The sequence below is a fragment of the Microbacterium sp. 4R-513 genome (assembly GCF_011046485.1).
Lineage (GTDB): Bacteria > Actinomycetota > Actinomycetes > Actinomycetales > Microbacteriaceae > Microbacterium.
In genome coordinates, this window is sequence record NZ_CP049256.1 from 346630 (window position 1) to 364892 (window position 18263).

The 18263-nt window shown below is 71.7% G+C and carries 15 protein-coding genes; 10 read left to right on the forward strand and 5 right to left on the reverse strand.

Annotation, left to right across the window (positions count from 1 at the left end):
* Positions 1-37 precede the first annotated feature (37 nt).
* Genes G5T42_RS01615 through G5T42_RS01625 form a run of 3 tightly spaced genes read right to left on the reverse strand, consistent with a single transcriptional unit; the run spans position 38 to position 3338 of the window.
* Positions 38-1294 carry an ATP-binding protein gene (locus tag G5T42_RS01615; RefSeq protein ID WP_241245920.1) on the reverse strand — a complete coding sequence of 419 codons (1257 nt, stop codon included), beginning with the start codon at positions 1292-1294 and terminating at the stop codon, positions 38-40.
* Positions 1284-1955 (reverse strand): response regulator transcription factor, encoded by a 672-nt coding sequence (locus tag G5T42_RS01620; protein ID WP_165124513.1) that lies wholly within the window; start codon positions 1953-1955, stop codon positions 1284-1286. The genes G5T42_RS01615 and G5T42_RS01620 overlap by 11 nt, the downstream gene beginning before the upstream one ends.
* Before the next feature lie 9 nt (positions 1956-1964).
* Positions 1965-3338 carry a TRAM domain-containing protein gene (locus G5T42_RS01625; protein WP_165124516.1) on the reverse strand — a complete coding sequence of 458 codons (1374 nt, stop codon included), beginning with the start codon at positions 3336-3338 and terminating at the stop codon, positions 1965-1967.
* A gap of 59 nt (positions 3339-3397) precedes the next feature.
* Between G5T42_RS01625 and G5T42_RS01630 the strand changes: the two genes are divergently transcribed.
* Entirely contained in the window at positions 3398-4045 is a 648-nt protein-coding gene (locus G5T42_RS01630) for a Maf family protein (protein WP_165124519.1), read from the forward strand.
* Between the two features lie 78 nt (positions 4046-4123).
* Positions 4124-5890 carry a biotin carboxylase N-terminal domain-containing protein gene (locus G5T42_RS01635; protein WP_165124522.1) on the forward strand — a complete coding sequence of 589 codons (1767 nt, stop codon included), beginning with the start codon at positions 4124-4126 and terminating at the stop codon, positions 5888-5890.
* A 141-nt stretch (positions 5891-6031) separates the two neighbouring features.
* On the opposite strand, the gene G5T42_RS01640 is transcribed toward G5T42_RS01635, so the two are convergent.
* Complete coding sequence (locus G5T42_RS01640) at positions 6032-7489, reverse strand: NAD(P)H-quinone dehydrogenase (protein WP_165124525.1); 1458 nt, start codon at positions 7487-7489, stop codon at positions 6032-6034.
* A 112-nt stretch (positions 7490-7601) separates the two neighbouring features.
* Between G5T42_RS01640 and G5T42_RS01645 the strand changes: the two genes are divergently transcribed.
* The 4 genes from G5T42_RS01645 to G5T42_RS01660 all read left to right on the forward strand — a co-directional run bounded on the left by G5T42_RS01645 (position 7602) and on the right by G5T42_RS01660 (position 11939).
* Positions 7602-8435 (forward strand): purine-nucleoside phosphorylase, encoded by an 834-nt coding sequence (locus G5T42_RS01645; RefSeq protein ID WP_165124528.1) that lies wholly within the window; start codon positions 7602-7604, stop codon positions 8433-8435.
* The gene (locus G5T42_RS01650; protein WP_165124531.1) at positions 8432-10105 is read left to right on the forward strand and encodes a phospho-sugar mutase; all 1674 of its coding nucleotides are present in this window, start codon (positions 8432-8434) and stop codon (positions 10103-10105) included. The genes G5T42_RS01645 and G5T42_RS01650 overlap by 4 nt, the downstream gene beginning before the upstream one ends.
* A gap of 72 nt (positions 10106-10177) precedes the next feature.
* Positions 10178-10762, forward strand: coding sequence for a GNAT family protein (locus G5T42_RS01655; RefSeq protein ID WP_165124534.1), 585 nt, complete (start codon positions 10178-10180; stop codon positions 10760-10762).
* A 220-nt stretch (positions 10763-10982) separates the two neighbouring features.
* On the forward strand, positions 10983-11939 hold the full coding sequence (locus G5T42_RS01660; protein WP_165124537.1) for a hypothetical protein: 957 nt from the start codon (positions 10983-10985) through the stop codon (positions 11937-11939).
* 107 nt (positions 11940-12046) lie between these two features.
* On the opposite strand, the gene G5T42_RS01665 is transcribed toward G5T42_RS01660, so the two are convergent.
* Complete coding sequence (locus tag G5T42_RS01665; protein ID WP_165124540.1) at positions 12047-13984, reverse strand: PTS sugar transporter subunit IIA; 1938 nt, start codon at positions 13982-13984, stop codon at positions 12047-12049.
* A gap of 164 nt (positions 13985-14148) precedes the next feature.
* Between G5T42_RS01665 and G5T42_RS01670 the strand changes: the two genes are divergently transcribed.
* The 4 genes from G5T42_RS01670 to G5T42_RS01685 all read left to right on the forward strand — a co-directional run bounded on the left by G5T42_RS01670 (position 14149) and on the right by G5T42_RS01685 (position 18201).
* Complete coding sequence (locus G5T42_RS01670) at positions 14149-14496, forward strand: PTS sugar transporter (protein WP_165124543.1); 348 nt, start codon at positions 14149-14151, stop codon at positions 14494-14496.
* A 51-nt stretch (positions 14497-14547) separates the two neighbouring features.
* Positions 14548-14823 carry an HPr family phosphocarrier protein gene (locus G5T42_RS01675; protein WP_165124546.1) on the forward strand — a complete coding sequence of 92 codons (276 nt, stop codon included), beginning with the start codon at positions 14548-14550 and terminating at the stop codon, positions 14821-14823.
* Positions 14824-14826: 3 nt separating this feature from the next.
* Entirely contained in the window at positions 14827-16518 is a 1692-nt protein-coding gene (ptsP, locus tag G5T42_RS01680; protein ID WP_165124549.1) for a phosphoenolpyruvate--protein phosphotransferase, read from the forward strand.
* Positions 16519-16629: 111 nt separating this feature from the next.
* Entirely contained in the window at positions 16630-18201 is a 1572-nt protein-coding gene (locus G5T42_RS01685; protein WP_165124552.1) for a PTS mannitol transporter subunit IICB, read from the forward strand.
* The last annotated feature ends 62 nt before the right edge of the window (positions 18202-18263 follow it).

The window sequence follows — 18263 nt, forward strand, 5'->3', positions numbered from 1 at the left end:
GCGATTCCCAGGGTGACCAGGATGGTGCGGACACTGATCACGCCGTCGCCTCCCGCCACTCCAGGCGCACCGTCGTGCCGTGCTCGCCAGAGGCGATGCGCGTCGTGCCGCCGACGGCGGCGACGCGGGCGATGATCGAGGCGCGGATGCCGAGGCGATCGTCGGGCACGCCCTCGAGGTCGAACCCGCGGCCGGTGTCGTGGACCTCGATCCGCAGCTGAACGGGATCGGCGACAGCGCGGACTGCGACGGCGAGCCCCTCGCCGTCGGCGTGCTCGATCGAGTTCGTGATCGCCTGCATCGTCGCCAGGATGAGGGCGCGGGCGACGCGTCCCGGGACGGCCGGATGCTCGCCGTCGATCGAGCGCTCGACAGTGACCTCGACGCCGAGGTCACCGGAGATGTGCTCGATCTCGTCGGCGATGGCCGCGGCATCCCTCGGCTCGTCCGGTCCCTCCTCCGGATCCTGCTCGGTGTTGGCGAGCCGCGTGAGGGCCTCTCGGGCCATCGCGGCGGCGAGGGTCCGCTCGCGGTCGGTCTGGGCCCGCTCGGCCGCGATGAGGGCCGCGAGCACGCTGTCGTGCATGAGGGCCGCGACCGCGACGCGCTCCTGCTCGGTCGCTGCGGCCGCCGCCGCCGACGCGTACGACTCGACAGCGCGGGCGCGCGTCTCGTCGACGTTGGCCGAGACGGAACGGAAGACCCACGCGAGGGTCAGCAGGATGAAGCCCAGGATGAGGGCAAACGAGACGTCGAGGAGGACGGGGATCCAGAAGTCCTGCGCGAACCCTGCCTGGATGAGTCGGACGAGGCCGAAGACGAGCGGGAGAAGGGCCGTCCAGCCCAGCTGCACCAGGAGCGGGAACGCGAGCACCGCGGCCACCGTGCCGACGTTGACCAGGTACCAGATCCACGGCTCGGCCGTCGGGACGGGCGCCGTCCCGCCGCGTGTGGCGATCGGCCACAGGAGCAGCGCGACGAGGTAGAGGAGGGCGAAGAGGCCGGCGAAGAACCTCACGCCGCGGCCGATGACACAGGCGAGGAGCATCAGGGCGAGAGGACCGAACGTCCCGATGACGAGCACCTGGTGCCACCCGGGGCCCTCTTCGATCGGTCCGAACGATTCCAGGAATGCCTGGATGCCGAGGATCAGGGCGCCGAAGGCGACCGCGAGCGCGATGGCGCGCTCGATGCGCCGGCGGGTGAACGAGCCGAGGCCTGCACTGGTCTCACGCGTCTGCGGGATATGGCCCCAGGCGTCGTCGAGAACCGACCCGGTCGCGTCAGCCGTCACCGGCGCCCCCGTCGGATTGGGATTGGGAGAGGATGCCGTCCTCCATCGCGCGACGCAGCAGATCGACCTTGGTCGGCGCGGGGCGCCCGACCTCGACGTACTTGACGCGCACGCGCGTGATGTTCTCCTTGGCGGTCGAGTAGGCGACGCCGAGGCGATCCGCGACCACCTTGAGCGGCAGGCCGGCCGCGTACAGGCGCAGCACCTCGCGCTCGCGCTGCGAGAGCTGCGCGTCGGCGAAGGCGCGGTCGCCCTCGACGGCGCTCGCCCACTCCACGTTGTTGAGCGGTTCGCCGCGCGCCACCGTGCGGACCGCGGCGATGACGTCGTCGATCGGCGAGGCCTTGCTGACGACACCCGCGGCGCCCGCCACGAGAGCCTCGCGCACCGCCGCGGGGCGGTCGGCGACGCTGTGGATGATGACGCTCGAGCCGTCCGACGTCAGCCGCCGGACGTTCTCGGTCACCGTGGTGCCGTCGCCGAGGGTCAGGTCGAGCACCACGACGTCGGCAGGGCGGGCGCGGGCGAAGCTCCGCCAGTCGAGGTACGCGGTCACCGTGCTGCCCGAGAACACGACGTTCTCGGTGCCGCCGCGCGCACACGCGGCCTCGAGTCCGAGTCGGACGGACTCGTGGTCGTCGATGAGGGCCACGCGCGTCATGCGCCCAGGCTAGCGCGGCTCGTGCGCGCGGGTGAGGGTCGCGACGGCCTCGACGTGGTGAGAGTTGGGGAACAGGTCGAGTGCCGCGATGGAGCCCGTCTCGTACCCGCGCTCGCGGAACGTCGCGAGGTCGCGCGCGAGCGCCACGGGGTCGCACGCGACATAGACGACGGTGCGTGGGGCGAGAGTCGCGACGCCCTCGACGACCGCCCGGCCCGCGCCGGATCGAGGCGGGTCGAGGATCACGACTCCCCGGGACAGCCGCTCGCGCTGGGCCACGGATGCCTCGTCCCCCAACCGCGCGATCCATCTGTCCACGCGGTCCGTCTCGGCGCGTGCGCCGACCCACTCGGCGAGGTTCTCACCGGCGTGGTCGGTCGCGCGCGGGTCCGACTCGATACTCGTGACCCGCGTGCCCTCGCCGCCGAGGTCGCCGAGGGTGGCGGCGAACAGGCCCACACCCCCGTAGAGGTCGAGGTGCCAGGCATCCGGATCGATCCCGTCCGACTCGGCGGGCGCGGCACGCAGCTGTGCCGACACGAGCGATGACAACGAATGCGCGGCGAGCCGGTGCACCTGCCAGAAGCCGCCCGCGTCGACGCGGAAGTCCCTGCCGTCCACGCTCTCCACCACCGTCTCGAACGCGGGATCGTCCTTACTCGGCTGCGGCTTCGGCGCCGGGGCTCTTCTTCCCCCGCGCCGCGGGCCCTGGCGTCGGGGGCGCTCGATCTCGGGACGCGGGATGACGCGCACCCGCCCGTCGGACGGCTGGACGAGGTCGATGCGCCCCGGCCTGCCGCCGGCGAGACGGAGGGCCGCCCGCTCGATGGCCGGCGTAGCCAGCGGGTGGTCCTCGACCGGGATGATGCGGTGACTGCGAGCCGCGTACGGGCCGACCCGGCCCTCGGCATCGACGTGGAGGCTCACGCGCGTGCGCCAGGCGGTGCCGTCCTGCGTCTCGGCGGCGACGACCTCGCCCTCGGGCGAGACGATCGGGGTCGCGGGCTCGAGCGTCACCGCCGTATCGGGCATCCGGCCGATCCGCTCGAGCGCGTCGCGGAGAACCCGCGTCTTGAGCGTCCTCTGGTGCTCGAGCTCGATGTGGCCGAAGTCGGCTCCGCCGGGGCGGTCCTCGGGCGGCACGTCGACATCCGCCTGGCGCCATACATGGGGGCGGCGGTGGGGCGAGGCATCCAGGACCTCCAGCACCTCACCGCGCCAGAAGGACTTGGATGCCGCGTCCCCGGCGTCGGTGACCCGCACTCGCACACGCTCGCCGGGGATCGCATCGGGGACGAAGACGACGCGCCCTTCGTGGCGTCCGACGAACACGCCGCCGTGCGCGACGTCGGTGATGTCGAGGTCGAGAAGCCGGTCGTCCATCCTCCGAGCCTGGCACACGTCGCCCGTTGCCGACCGGCTGATCGGGCTACCGTGGACGCATGCGCGTGCTGCTCGCCTCGACCTCGCCGGCTCGCCTGATGCTTCTGCGCCAGGCTGGGATCGAGCCGCTCACGGCGTCGCCCGATGTCGACGAGGAAGCTGTGGTCGCGGCCGTGGAGGCCGCCGAGCGACGCACGCTGCCGCCCGACGAGCACGTCCTGCTCCTCGCGCGCCGCAAGGCGGCGGACGTCGCCGCGCGCGTTTCGGAGGAGGATCCGTCGTTCGACGGGATCGTCGTCGGCGGCGACTCGATGTTCGAGCTCGACGGGCAGATCCTCGGCAAGCCCTACACCCCCGAGGCGGCGTCGGCGCGGTGGCATGCGATGCGCGGGCGCACGGGCGTGCTCCACTCGGGCCACGCCGTCTACCGCCTGTCCCCGGGCAAGGAGCCGCACGAGGCGCACGCGGTGGCCCAGGCATCCGTCACCTTCTCGGCCGACATGACGGATGCCGAGATCGACGCGTACGTCGCCTCCGGCGAACCCCTTCACGTCGCGGGCGCATTCACGATCGACAGCCTCGGCGGGCCGTTCATCGAGCGGGTGAGCGGCGACCCTTCGACGGTCGTCGGGATGTCGCTGTCGACGCTGCGACGTCTCGTGCGCCAGCTCGGGGTCGAGTGGCCGGACCTCTGGAATCGCTCGTAGACTCCCACACACGTTCGCGGGCGTTTCTTGTGCGAGGCACCCAAAAGTGCTTGGAAGCCCATCTGTAGGCTGACACTCATGCCGCAGATCACCAAGGTTCTCGTTGCCAACCGCGGTGAGATCGCCGTACGCGTCATCCGCGCCGCCCGCGACTCCGGCAAGGCCTCGGTCGCCGTCTACGCCGACCAGGATCGCGACGCCCTCCACGCGCGACTCGCCGACGAGGCGTACGCCCTCGAGGGCGCCACGAGCGCCGACACCTACCTCTCGATCGACAAGATCCTCTCGGTGGCCCGCCGCTCCGGCGCCGACGCCGTGCACCCCGGATACGGGTTCCTCGCCGAGAACGCCGACTTCGCTCGCGCCGTCATCGGCGCCAGTCTCATCTGGATCGGACCCTCGCCCGAGGCGATCGAGGCGCTGGGCGACAAGGTCACCGCGCGGCACGTCGCCGAGAAGGTCGGCGCGCCGCTGGCCCCCGGCACGCCCGGCCCGGTGAGCGGCGCCGACGAGGTCGTCGAGTTCGCCGAGCGCGTGGGCCTGCCCATCGCGATCAAGGCCGCCTACGGCGGCGGCGGGCGCGGCCTCAAGGTGGCGCGCACGATCGACGAGGTGCCCGAGCTCTTCGAGTCGGCCACGCGCGAGGCCATCACGGCCTTCGGCCGCGGCGAGTGCTTCGTCGAGAAATACCTCGACAAGCCGCGCCACGTCGAGACCCAGTGCCTCGCGGACGCCGAGGGCAACGTCGTCGTCGTCTCGACGCGCGACTGCTCGCTCCAGCGCCGCCACCAGAAGCTCGTCGAGGAGGCCCCCGCGCCGTTCCTCACGGCCGCGCAGAACGAGACGCTCTACTCGGCGTCCAAGGCGATCCTCAAGGAGGTCGGCTACGTCGGCGCGGGAACGTGCGAGTTCCTCATCGGCGCCGACGGCACCATCTCCTTCCTCGAGGTCAACACGCGCCTCCAGGTCGAGCACCCCGTGTCCGAGGAGGTCACGGGCATCGACCTCGTCCGCGAGCAGTTCCGCATCGCGGAGGGCGGGACGCTCGACTACCCCGACCCGAAGCCCGAGGGGCACTCGATCGAGTTCCGCATCAACGGCGAGGACCCCGGTCGCAACTTCCTGCCGCAGCCCGGTCCCATCAAGGTCTTCAAGACCTTCGGCGGCCCCGGCATCCGTCTCGACTCCGGAGTGACCGCCGGCGACAGCGTGAGCGGGTCGTTCGACTCCCTGCTCGGCAAGATCATCGTCACGGGACGCGACCGCGCCGAGGCGCTCGAGCGCTCCCGCCGCGCCCTCGACGAGTTCGAGGTGGCGGGGCTGCCGACGGTGCTCCCGTTCCACCGCAAGGTCGTCCGCGACCCCGCCTTCACGGCCGAGAACGGCGAGTTCGGCGTCTTCACCCGCTGGATCGAGACCGAGTTCGTCAACGACATCGCTCCGTGGGACGGCGAGCTCGACTCGCCCAAGGCCGCCGAGGCGCGGCACACCGTGGTCGTCGAGGTCGCCGGGAAGCGCCTCGAGGTGAGCCTCCCCGACCGGATCGTCGCCGCGCCCTCAGCGGCCGGGCGCCCCGCGGCCGTGCCGCCGTCGCGCCGTTCGCACGCGCCGACGGTCGTGGCCGGGGCATCCGGAGACGCCGTCAAGGCGCCCATGCAGGCGACGATCGTCAAGGTCGCCGTCGAGGAGGGCCAGCAGGTCGTCAAGGGCGACCTCGTGGTCGTGCTCGAGGCGATGAAGATGGAGCAGCCGATCCAGGCCCACAAGGACGGCGTCATCGGCGCGATCAACGCCGATCCCGGCACGACCGTGTCGGCCGGGCACCAGCTCCTGACGATCTCCTAGGCCTCATCGCGGCGAGAGCCGGCGGCGAGAGCGTACGTTCTCGGCGAGAGCACACGTCGTGTGCGCGAGTCTGGTGGGTTCTCGGCGAGAGCGTACGCTCCGGGCGCGGGCGACGACGGATGCCGCGGCATCCGTCACGTGTCAGGCGCCGTAGATGGTGTGGTCGACGACGTGCATCGCGCGGGCCGAGTCGGTGATCGTGCCCGACAGCGACGGATACACCGCGAAGACGCGCGAGACCTGGTCGACCGTGAGACGCCGCTCCACGGCGATCGCGATCGGGTAGATCAGCTCGGACGCCCGCGGGCCCACGATGACGCCGCCGATGACGCTGCCGCTCCCCTGCCGGGCGATGAGCTTGACGAAGCCGTCCTTGATGCCCATCATCTTGGCGCGCGGGTTGGCGGCGAGCGGGAGCTTGTGGACGACTCCCTGGATGAGGCCGTCGGCGATGTCCTTCTCCTGCCAGCCGACCGTCGCGATCTCGGGAGCCGTGAAGATGTTCGACGCGATCCGGCGCCGCTCGAGAGGGATCACCACGTCGCCGAGGGCGTGGAAGACCGCCGTGCGTCCCTGCATCGCGGCGACCGAGGCGAGCGGGATGAACGTCGTGCAGTCGCCGGCGGCATAGATGTTCGGGATCGAGGTGCGCGCGACGCGGTTGACCTGGATGTGGCCCGACTCGGTCATCTGCACGCCCGCCTCCTCGAGGCCGATGCCCTTCGTGTTCGGAACGGCGCCGACGGCCATGAGGCAGTGGCTGCCCTCGACGGTGCGGCCGTCGGCGAGCGTCACGACCACGCCGTCGCCCGATCGCTCGACCTTCTCGGCGCGGGACTTCGACAGCACGTTCATGCCGCCGCGCTTGAAGACCTTCTCGAGCACCGCCGCGGCATCGGCATCCTCACCCGGAAGCACCTGGTCGCGGCTCGAGACGAGCGTGACCTTCGCGCCGAGGTTCATGTAGGCGCCGGCGAACTCGGCGCCCGTGACGCCCGAGCCGATGACGATGAGGTGCTCGGGCAGCGCCTCCATGTCGTAGAGCTGGGTCCACGTGAGGATCCGCTCGCCGTCGGGCTTGGCCGTCGGGAGGATGCGCGGCGAGGCTCCGACCGAGACGACGATCGTGTCGGCCTCGATGCGGTCGAAGTCGGTGCCGCGCGGTCCGGTCGAGATGACGACGGCGTTCTCGCCTTCCAGGCGACCGTGGCCGGAGATGATCCGGACGCCCGCCTCGACGAGCGCGGCGCGCATGTCGTCGGACTGCTGACGGGCGAGCGAGAGGAGGCGCTTGTTGACGGCGGCCAGGTTGATCGCGATCTCGGGCTTGAGCGGCTTGCCCGACTCGCCCTTCGCGAAGAGCTGCACCCCGAGGTCGCCCGCGGCCCCGATGGCGACGGCGGCGTCCGCGGTCGCGATGAGCGACTTCGACGGCACGACGTCGGTGATGACGGCGGACCCGCCGACGCCCACCCGCTCGACGAGGGTCACCTCGGCCCCGAACTGCGCCGCGGCGAGCGCGGCCTCGTATCCGCCGGGTCCCCCGCCGATGATCGCGATGCTCTGGGTGCGCTCGAAGCTCACAGACATGGCTCCCATTCTCACAGTCCGCCCGCCCGCCCGCCGCATCGGCGGCGGTCGCGACATCGTCCGACGCGCGCGGGGAACCGCTCGTTGGCCCCTCCGACGCGGTCTCCCTAGAGTGGTGGGCATGTCAGAGACGACCCCCAATCCCCTCGACGACCCAGCGGCCGACCCGTTCGCGATCGCGGCGGAAGCCGCCGCCGACATCGCGCGCATCACGGGCGTCGAGCACCACGACATCGCGCTGACGCTCGGCAGCGGCTGGGGCAAGGCGGCCGAGCTCCTCGGCGAGACGACGGCGACCTTCCCGGCGACCGACGTGACCGGCTTCAGCGCGCCGGCCCTCGCGGGGCACGTGGGGACGCTCCGCAGCGTCGTGACACCGAAGGGCAAGCACGTCCTCGTCATCGGCGCACGCACGCACTTCTACGAGGGTCACGGCGTCCGCCGGGTCGTCCACAGCGTCCGCACCGCGGCGGCCACCGGCGCGCGCACGATGGTGCTGACCAACGGCGCCGGCGGCATCAAGCACGGCTGGAAGCCCGGCACGCCGGTGCTCATCAGCGACCACATCAACCTCACGGCATCCACCCCGCTCGAGGGGGCGACGTTCATCGACCTCACCGATCTCTACTCCGTGCGTCTGCGCGATCTCGCCCGCCGGATCGACCCGAGCCTCGACGAGGGCGTCTACTGCCAGTTCACGGGACCGCAGTACGAGACGCCGGCCGAGGTGCGCATGGCCAAGGCGATCGGCGGTCACATCGTCGGCATGTCGACGGCGCTCGAGGCGATCGCCGCGCGCCAGGCCGGGATGGAGATCCTCGGCTTCTCGCTGATCACGAACATGGCGGCGGGCATCCAGACGACTCCGCTCAGCCACCAGGAGGTGATCGAGGCCGGCCGCGAGGCCGAGCCGGTCATCTCGTCGCTGCTCGCCCGCGTCATCGGGGCCCTGTGAGCACCGCCGCCGCGCGGGCCGAGGCCTGGCTCGCCCAGGACCCCGACCCCGAGACGCGCGAGGAGCTCTCGGCACTGCTCGAGCGCGTCGAGAAGGGGGATGCCGCGGCATCCGTCGATCTCGAGGACCGGTTCGCGGGGCGCCTCGCCTTCGGCACGGCCGGCCTTCGCGGCGAACTGGGCGCCGGCAGCAACCGCATGAACCGGGTGCTCGTGGCGCAGGCGGCGGCGGGCCTCGGCGCCTACCTGCTCGAGAAGGCGGGCGGCGCCCGGCCGACGGTCGTGATCGGGTACGACGGCCGCCGCAACTCCCGCGTGTTCGCCGAGGACTCCGCCGAGCTGTTCGCGGGCGCCGGGATCCGGGCCGTCCTGCTCCCGCGACTCCTCCCGACGCCCGTCCTCGCATTCGCCGTGCGGCACCTGGACGCCGATGCCGGCGTCATGGTGACGGCCAGCCACAACCCTCCCAACGACAACGGGTACAAGGTCTACCTCGGCGGGGCGAACGAGGGCGCGCAGATCGTATCGCCCGCCGACGCCGAGATCGCGGCGCACATCGAGCGCATCGCCGCGGGGGACGCGGCATCCCTCCCCCGCTCGGCAGAGTACGAGACCGCGCCCGAGTCGGTCGTCGACGCGTATATCGCCGCGACGGCGGCCGTCGCGCCGGCGCCCGCGGGGGCGGAAGGCCTGTCGTGGGTCTACACCGCCATGCACGGCGTCGGATGGGAGACGCTCTCGCGCATCGTCGAGGCGGCGGGATACCCCGCGCCGACGCTCGTTGCGGAGCAGATCGAGCCCGACGGAGCGTTCCCGACCGTCGCGTTCCCCAACCCCGAAGAGCCCGGTGCGATGGACCTCGCGTTCGAGACGGCGCGCCGCGCCGGCGCAGAGCTCATCATCGCGAACGACCCCGACGCCGACCGGCTGGCCGTCGCCGTCCCCGACGATGACGCGCCCGGCGGCTGGCGGCGCCTGAGCGGCAACCAGATCGGGCTGCTGCTGGGCTGGCGGGCCGCGCAGCGGGCGAAGGCGACGGATGCCGCGCCCCCCGCGTCGCTCGCCTGCTCGCTCGTGTCCTCCCCCGGCCTGCAGACGGTGGCCGAGCACTACGGTCTCGACTTCCACGCGACGCTCACGGGCTTCAAGTGGATCTCGCGCGCGCCGGGCCTCGTCTTCGGGTTCGAGGAGGCGCTCGGCTATCTCGTCAACCCCGAGACCGTCCGCGACAAGGACGGCGTTTCGGCCGCGATCGCGATGCTCGGCATGGTGTCCGAGGCCCGGGGGCGCGGGGCATCCGTCGCCGATCTCGTGAGGGAGTTCGACGAGACGTTCGGCTACTTCGCGAGCGACCAGATCTCGGTGCGCGTCGAGCAGCTGTCGGTCATCGCCGACGTCATGGCGGCCCTGCGGGCGCGCCATCCCTCGCGGATCGGCGAGGTCGTGGTGGAGCGGGTCGACGACCTGCTCACCGGGGTCGACGATCTGCCGCCCGGCGATGTGCTGCGGTTCTGGCTCGCGGACGGGTCACGAGTCATCGTGCGTCCGAGCGGGACGGAGCCCAAGCTCAAGCTCTACCTCGACGTGCGGGGCGACTCGTCGGCGGACGCAGCGCATCGGATCGCGGCCCTGGCCGACGGAGCGCGGGCGCTGCTGGCCGAGGTCTCCTGACGCGGCGCGACGCGGGGGTTGCGTTGGTCCTGCCCTCAGCAGCGCGGTCGCTTCCCGTTTAGGCTCGGGGGCGTGCTGCTGACCGATCCGATCACGCTCCAGAACGGCTGGGTTGCCCTCGAGCCGCTCTCGCACGAGCACGGCGACGATCTCGCCGCCGCGACGGAGGGGCTCGAGTACGCCTGGTACACGAGCGCGCCGACGCCCGCCGGCATCCCGGCCGAAATCGACCGCCGGCTCGCGTGGCAGGCCGAGGGGCACATGAACCCCTGGGCCGTGCGCCGCCTCTCGACGGGGCGCGTCGTCGGCATGACGACGTTCTGCAACATCGACCAGGCCAATCGGCACGTCGAGATCGGGTACACCTGGCTCTCGCCGTCGGCGCAGCGCACCGAGGTCAACACGGCCGCCAAGCTCGCGCTGCTCGGCCACGCGTTCGACGCGTGCGACGCGATCGCGGTCGAGCTGCGGACGCACTTCCACAACCGGCAGTCGCGGGCCGCGATCGCGCGCCTCGGCGCCAAGCAGGACGGCATCCTCCGCAACCACCGGCTCGGCCCTGACGGGACGCTGCGCGACACGGTCGTCTTCTCGATCCTCCCGCACGAGTGGCCCGCCGTCCGCCTGGGGTTGCGCGAGCGCCTCGCCCGGCGCTGACCCGCCGCCCCCGGCATCCATCCGCCTCCCGGCCCTCCACGTGGGGGCTTTGGGGCGGATTCGGTCAGCGGCACGCCGCCCGCCTCCGCGTGTCGGTGACGGAACGCGCCCCAAACCCTCCTGCGACGGCGAGCCTCCACAGTGGGTTGGGCGCGCCGGCTGTACACCGGGTCGGCCGGAACGGGGCGCTGGCAGGAGTCGGGCGACGCAGGGTCGATGGGTGGAAGGACTGCCCCTGTACCGGCGCACCGAGCTCGCATCGTGGGGGTTCGGGTCGGCGCGGATCCTCGAGTCCGTAGCGAACGGGCTGCTGATCAAAGTGCGCCCCGGGATGTTCAGCCTCGCCGAAAGCTGGCAGCTCGCCACACCCGAGGAACGCGTCGTCGCGCGCGCCCGGGCACTCGCGTCGTCGTCTCGGACACCACCGTTGTTCTCCCACGAGACCGCGGCGGCGCTGCACGGGTTGCCCCTTCTCGCTCCCGATCCGAGGAAAGTGCACGTGACGCTGGACGCGGATCGGCCGGGCGCGGCGGCGGGCGTCATCCGGCATCGCGGTGAGGTCGGCTCGGACCAGATCGTCGAGGTCGACGGCCTCCGCTGCACCGCTCTGACGCGCACGATCGCCGACATCGCGCGGACCGCGGCGTTCGAGCAGGCCGTGGTCGTGACGGATGCGATGCTGCGCCGCCTATGCGTCACGAGCCGCGCGGACTACGACGACGACCGGGCGGCGGAGGTGCGTGCGGAGCTTCGAGCCATCGTGCGGGAGAGCGCGCACGGGCGATCCCGCGCGGAGCGCGTGCTGCGCTTTGCCGATGGTCGCGCCGAGCTCCCCGGCGAGAGCGTGAGCCGCATCAGGCTGGCCCAGATCGGATTCCGCCCCGCGCGACTTCAAGTCGCCGTGCCGGGGCCGACCCGAACGGTGACCTACTACGTCGACTTCGCCCTCGATGATGCGGGGGTCTACGGCGAGTTCGACGGCCGCATCAAGTACGAGGACGGCCGATTGCTCGTCCAGCGCTCACCGGATGAGATCTTCGAGCGCGAGAAGCAGCGCGAGGACTGGATCCGGGGAACGACCGGGCGATCCGTCGTCAGGTGGGGCTGGCCGCACATCGCCACCGCCGCAGCGCTCGCCGAGAGGCTCGCTGCCTTCGGCATCCGTCCTGCCGGGTGAGCGGGGGCGTTTCGGGGCGCGATCCGCTGACGACGCGCCGCCTCAGCGGCGTGGCGCAACCGGAAGGCGCCCCAAACCCAAAAAGAGGGAAGCGGGGGATGCCGGAGTCAGCCGTCGACGACGGCGACGAGCTCGTCGAGGAAGGCCGCGAAGTCCGTGGCGCGGCGCACGATCCGCTGCACCGACTCGCGCTCCGAGAAGACCTCGACGAGCTGCTCGAACACCGTCTGGAACGCCTCGCGATCCGTCTCGCTGAAGGCGACCAGCGCCACGACCTGCACGCGGCTCTCGCCCCAGAGGATCGAGGGGTCGGCGATCCCGACCGCGATGGCCGTGCGGGTCGCTGTCATGCCGAGCGCGTGCGGCACGGCGAGCGCGTCGGTGAACGCGGTCGACGAGAGGTGCTCGCGCTGGATCGCGCGCTCGACGTAGTCGTCGTCGATGACCCCGCGCGCCACGAGCAGGGCGCCGAGGCGCCGGATCACCGCGTCTTCGCCGGCCTCGGCATCCAGTCCCCTGACGAAGGCCGTCGGCTCGAAGTACCGCTCGAGCTCGGTGCGCAGCCGCGCCAGACGCCGCGCCCGGCGGATGCGCCCCGCCGCCGCCTGCACCCGCTCCACGTCGGCGTCGGTGAGGAACGGCTGGATTCGGACGATCCGGTCGGATGCCGCGCGCTCCGGTCCGGGGTCGATCGTGGTGAGCACGAGGTCGGTGTCGATCGAGGACCAGTCCGGATCGACGCGAGTCTCGACGCCGACGACCTCGATGGCCTGTCCGAGCGAGCGGTCGACCGACGAGCGCAGCAGCTCGTGCAGCTCGTAGTAGCCCGGGCACACGATGGTCGCCGTGAGCAGCTGGTCGGCCTGCCGGCTCCGCTCCAGGCGCCCGCCGACGTGCATCGCGATGTAGGCGATCTCGTCGTCGAGGAGAGGGATGCCGAGGCTCTCGTGGAGGCCGTTCGCGATGTAGACGGCGACCTCGAAGATCATCGGGTACGAGGCCTTGAGCGACCGCGTGAGCGGATTGCGCGACCACGCCTGCTCCTGCGCCCGCAGGCGGAGATTCTGCACGTGGAGGGCGAGTCGCAGGATGAAGTCCTCGTGCACGATGTCGACGAGGAACTCGGATGCCGCGGCCCCCACGACCTCGCGGACCGCCTGCTCGACCTCGGGGTCGAGGCGCTCGCGCACGTGCATCTTGGGCGCGGTCGCCCCGGGCGCGACGACGCGCGTCAGCACCAGCGACGCGAGATGCTGGAGGTCGCCCGTCCCGAGCTCCACGCCGAGGTGCTCGGCCGAGAGGCGGGCGAGGATCGCCGCCACCTCGGCGTTCGCCGGAGAAGCGGCGGCCGCCTGTCCGTCGAGCCCGCGGTCCTGCGCGACCCGGTCGGCCGCGATCGCGATGTGCATGACGACGTCGGCGATGCCGTACTCGTTGACGAAGTAGCCCAGCGACCCGAGCTCGGCCACGAGATCCGTCTTGAACGGGCCGAAGGCGCGGGCGCCGACGGAGGCGTCGCCCAACGTGCGGCGGAGTGCTTCGAGGTCGAACGACCCGGCATCCATCTCATCGTGCGCGAGGCGGCTGAGGAGGCGGCGCTGCGCCATCTCGGTCCCGCGCAGCCGCGCGCGGGACGCCGATCGCTCCAGGGTCAGCTCCGTTCCGCCGAGGAGGCCGCGCACGCGGGCGAGGTCCGCGTCGAGGGTGGCCGACGAGACGTGGAGCCGCTCGGCCGTCTCGAAGACGTCGATGCCGTCGGGCGAATCGAGAAGGGCACGGACCAGCGTGTGCAGACGGTCACGGGGGGTGCCGGCATCCGTCGTCCCGTTCGTCCGGAGGGCCGGCGCGGCATCGGGGCCGGCGCGATAGCCGAGGGGGCCCGACTCGATCACCGTCCCCTCGGGAACCCGGGCGTTGAGGGTCGTGACGTAGGAGCGGATGCTGCGCGGCGTGACCCCGAGGGCGTCGGCGAGAGTCGCCGCGGTCGCCCACTCGCCGTCGCGGACGAGCAGGGCGAGCAGGCGATCCTGTCTCGCTCGTGTCACCGCGTCCTCCGCCCGCGCTCCGCCCTCGGCTGCGCCGTCACCAGTCAACCACGGGGCGGGAGGCGCGATCCGCGCCCCCGCCGATCTTCCGGAGGGGCGGAAGAAGACGTGGTTGTCCGCTCCCAGCGTTTTCACAAGAATGGCCACACGAAGGAGGCGGATCGATGAGGATCCTCGTGGTCTGCGGAGCCGGTGCCTCGAGCACCTTCGTCGCACAGCGCGTGCGACACGCTGCCCACGACCAGGGACTCGCCTATTCCGCCTTCGCCGGCACCGAGCAGTCGCTTCCGATCGACCTCGATGCCGCCGACGTCGTCCTCGTCGGACCGCACCTGGTGCACGCGCTCGACCGCATCGAGCGCGACGCCGCGGTCCGCGGGACGACAGTGGTGCTGCTGCCGTCCGACATCTTCATGGATCTCGACGGAACGCGGACGCTTCAACTCGTCCGCGACGCGGTCGGAGGCTCCGGGGGGACCCTTCCGACCGCGAGCGGCGTCACGCCCCCGTGAGACGGCTCCCGAATGCTCGTACGACAGCTGAACCGAACTGAGAGGAACGACATGGCCCCCATCTCGCGCACCGTGCGGATCGGCTCATCGCACGGCCTTCACGCCCGCCCGGCGAAGCTCTTCGCGCAGGCGGCCAAGGATGCCGGCATCCCGATCACGGTCGCGAAGGACTCGGGCTCACCGGTCAACGCCGCCAGCATCCTGGGAGTGATCGCGCTCGGCGTCGAGCAGGGCGACTACGTGACCCTCACGGCCGACGGCGACGGCGCCGAGGCGGCGCTCGACAACCTCGCCGAACTCCTCACGACCGACCACGACGCGGAGTAGACGATGACGGAACTGCGGGGAGTCGGAATCGGGCTGGGCGTCGCCCAGGGTCCCGTCGCGCGAATGGCCGAGCCGCTGCCTGCGCCGAGCGACGCGCCGAGCACGCTGAGCGCCGAGGAGGAGACGGCACGGGTCCGGGATGCCGTGGCCGCCGTCGCCCGAGAGCTCGAGAAGCGCGGGGCGCTGGCCGGAGGCGCCGCGCGAGACGTGCTCGAGGCGCAGGCGATGATGGCCGAGGACCCGACGCTCGAGCAGGAGGTCGACGATCGCCTCGCCCAGGGCCGGACGGGCGAGTTCGCCGTGTTCGACGCCTTCGCGTCGTTCCGGGACCAGCTCACCGCCCTCGGCGGCTACCTCGGCGAGCGCGCCGCAGACCTCGACGACGTCGCGCAGCGCGTCATCGCCCGCCTGCGCGGTGTGCCGGCTCCGGGCGTGCCCGATCCGGGGCATCCGTTCGTCCTCGTCGCGAAGGACCTCGCGCCGGCCGACACGGCCCTCCTCGACCTCGACAAGGTGCTCGCACTCGTCACGACGGAGGGCGGACCCACGTCGCACACGGCGATCCTCGCCCGGGAGAAGTCGATCGTCGCGGTCGTCGGCGCCGCCGCCGCGAAGGACCTTGCCGAGGGCGAGACGGTGATCGTGGATGCCGCGGCCGGCGTCGTCACGACGCAGCCGACCACCGAGGAGCTCGAGCGGGCGCAGAACCGCGCCGCCGCCCGCGCGGCGCAGGCATCCGCTCCCCTGACTCCCGGTGCCCTCGCGGACGGCACGGCCATCCCGCTCCTCGCCAACCTCGGCAAGCCCGAGGGTGCGCTCGAGGCCGTGGCGCTCGGGGCGGAGGGGGTCGGCCTCTTCCGCACGGAGTTCCTCTTCCTGAGCTCGAGCCAGGCACCCACGGTCGAGCAGCAGCGCGAGTCCTACACGGCCCTCCTCTCGGCCTTCCCCGGCAAGAAGGTCGTCGTGCGCGTGCTCGACGCGGGTGCGGACAAGCCGCTCGCCTTCCTCAACGACGCGCACGAGGAGAACCCGGCCCTGGGCCTCCGGGGCATCCGCGCCCTGCGGGCGAGCGAGGACATCCTGCGCGAGCAGCTGACGGCTCTGGCCGAAGCGGATGCCGCGACCCGCCAGCTGCCGGACGGGCCGGCCGACCTCTGGGTCATGGCCCCCATGATCGCGACGGTCGAGGAGACCGAGTACTTCACCACCCTGGCCCGTGAGTACGGCATCAAGACCGCCGGAGTCATGGTCGAGGTGCCGTCGTCGGCTCTGCTCGCCGACCGGGTGCTGCGGGTCGCCGACTTCGCGTCGATCGGGACCAACGACCTCACGCAGTACACGCTGGCCGCCGACCGCCTCCTCGGCTCGGTCGCGTCGTTCCAGGATCCGTGGCATCCCGCGGTGCTGACCCTCATCCGCGACGTCGGCCAGGCCGGTCGCGAGCACTCGAAGCCCGTCGGGATCTGCGGCGAGGCCGCCGCGGATCCGCTCCTGGCCGTCGTGCTCGTGGGCCTCGGAGCCACGAGCCTCTCGATGGCGCCCACCGCTCTCGCCGACGTCCGCGCGTCGCTGCTGCAGTACACCCTCGCCGAGGCGCGCGGAATCGCCGAAGCGGCCCTTGCCGCCGACGATGCGGCATCCGCCCGAACCGCGGCCCGCGAGGCCGCCGACCAGGCCGCGAGCGCGGCCGCCTAGCCGCACCGCGGCGAGGGAAGAACCGAAGAAAGCCGCACCGCGGCGAGGGAAGAACCGAAGAAAGCCGCACCCGCGGCGAGGGAAGAACCGAAGAAAAAAGGAGACACAGTAATGACAACGGCGTCAGTACCCGCCCCCGTGGCGGGTGGCACGAGCCGGGCGCGAGTCGGAGTCCAGCGCTTCGGCACGTTCCTGTCCGGCATGATCATGCCGAACATCCCCGCGCTCATCGCGTGGGGCATCTTCACCGCCTTCTTCATCGACGTGGGCTGGACTCCGGTCGCCGCACTGGCGACGATCGTCGGTCCCTTCATCCACTACCTGCTGCCGATCCTCATCGCCTACACGGGCGGCAGCATGGTCTACGGCATCCGCGGCGGAGTCGTGGGCGCCATCGGCACCTTCGGCGCCATCGCGGGCTCGGACTACCTCATCGCGCAGTTCAACGCGAGCCTGCCGGAGGGCGATGCCCCGCTCGGCCAGGTGCACATGTTCATCGGCGCGATGATCATGGGCCCGCTCTCCGCGTACACGATGAAGTGGCTCGACTCGCTGTGGGAGGGGAAGATCCGGGCGGGCTTCGAGATGCTCGTCAACATGTTCTCGGCCGGCATCTGGGGCTTCGTGATGGCGATCGTCGGCTTCTACCCGATCGCGTGGGTCGTCAACGGCATCATGCAGATCCTCTCCAACGCCGTCGGCTGGCTCGTCGAGACGAACCTGCTGCCGCTGACGAGCATCGTGATCGAGCCGGCGAAGGTGTTCTTCCTGAACAACGCCATCAACCACGGCGTGCTCACCCCGCTCGGCCTGCAGGAGTCCGCGGACTCGGGATCGTCGATCCTCTTCCTCCTCGAGGCCAACCCCGGCCCCGGCGTGGGTCTGCTCCTCGCGTTCACGTTCTTCGGCATCGGGGCGGCGCGCGCGTCGGCACCGGGCGCGGCCGTCATCCAGTTCTTCGGCGGCATCCACGAGGTGTACTTCCCGTACGCGCTCATGAAGCCGATGCTGATCCTCGCCCTCATCGGCGGCGGCATGACCGGCGTCACGACCAACATGCTCCTCGGCGGGGCACTGCGAGCCCCGGCGGCACCGGGCAGCATCTTCGCGGTCATCGCGCAGATCGCACCCGGCAAGTACTTCGCCGTGCTGCTGTCGGTGCTCCTTGCCGCCGTGGTGACCTTCCTCATCGCGGCCGTCATCCTGCGGGCCTCCCGCAAGCGCGACCTCGAGGCCATGGCCCTGACGGACGACGCCTTCGGCGCGGCGATCACCCAGACCGAGGCCGCCAAGGGCAAGAGCTCCGACGCCCTCGCGAACCTCCGCGGCGGCGCGGCGACGCAGGTCGACGGCCGTGGCGGCCCGGGCACGGGCATGGAGAAGGAGATCCGCAACATCGTGTTCGCGTGCGACGCGGGCATGGGGTCGTCGGCGATGGGCGCGAGCGTCCTGCGCAACAAGATCAAGAAGGCGGGCATCGAGGATGTCACGGTCGTCAACAAGGCGATCTCGAACCTCGACTCCTCCGCCGACCTGGTCATCACGCAGAACCAGCTGACGGACCGCGCGCGTCAGCAGACGCCCGGTGCGGTCCACGTCTCGGTCGACAACTTCATGAATTCGCCGCGCTACGACGAGGTCGTCGACCTCGTCCGCGCGCAGCATCAGGACGCCGAGGCGTAACAGCCGAGGCCCGAAGACGCTCTGGGGTCGGATGTGCGCGATGCCCCGGCCCCAGAGTCTTC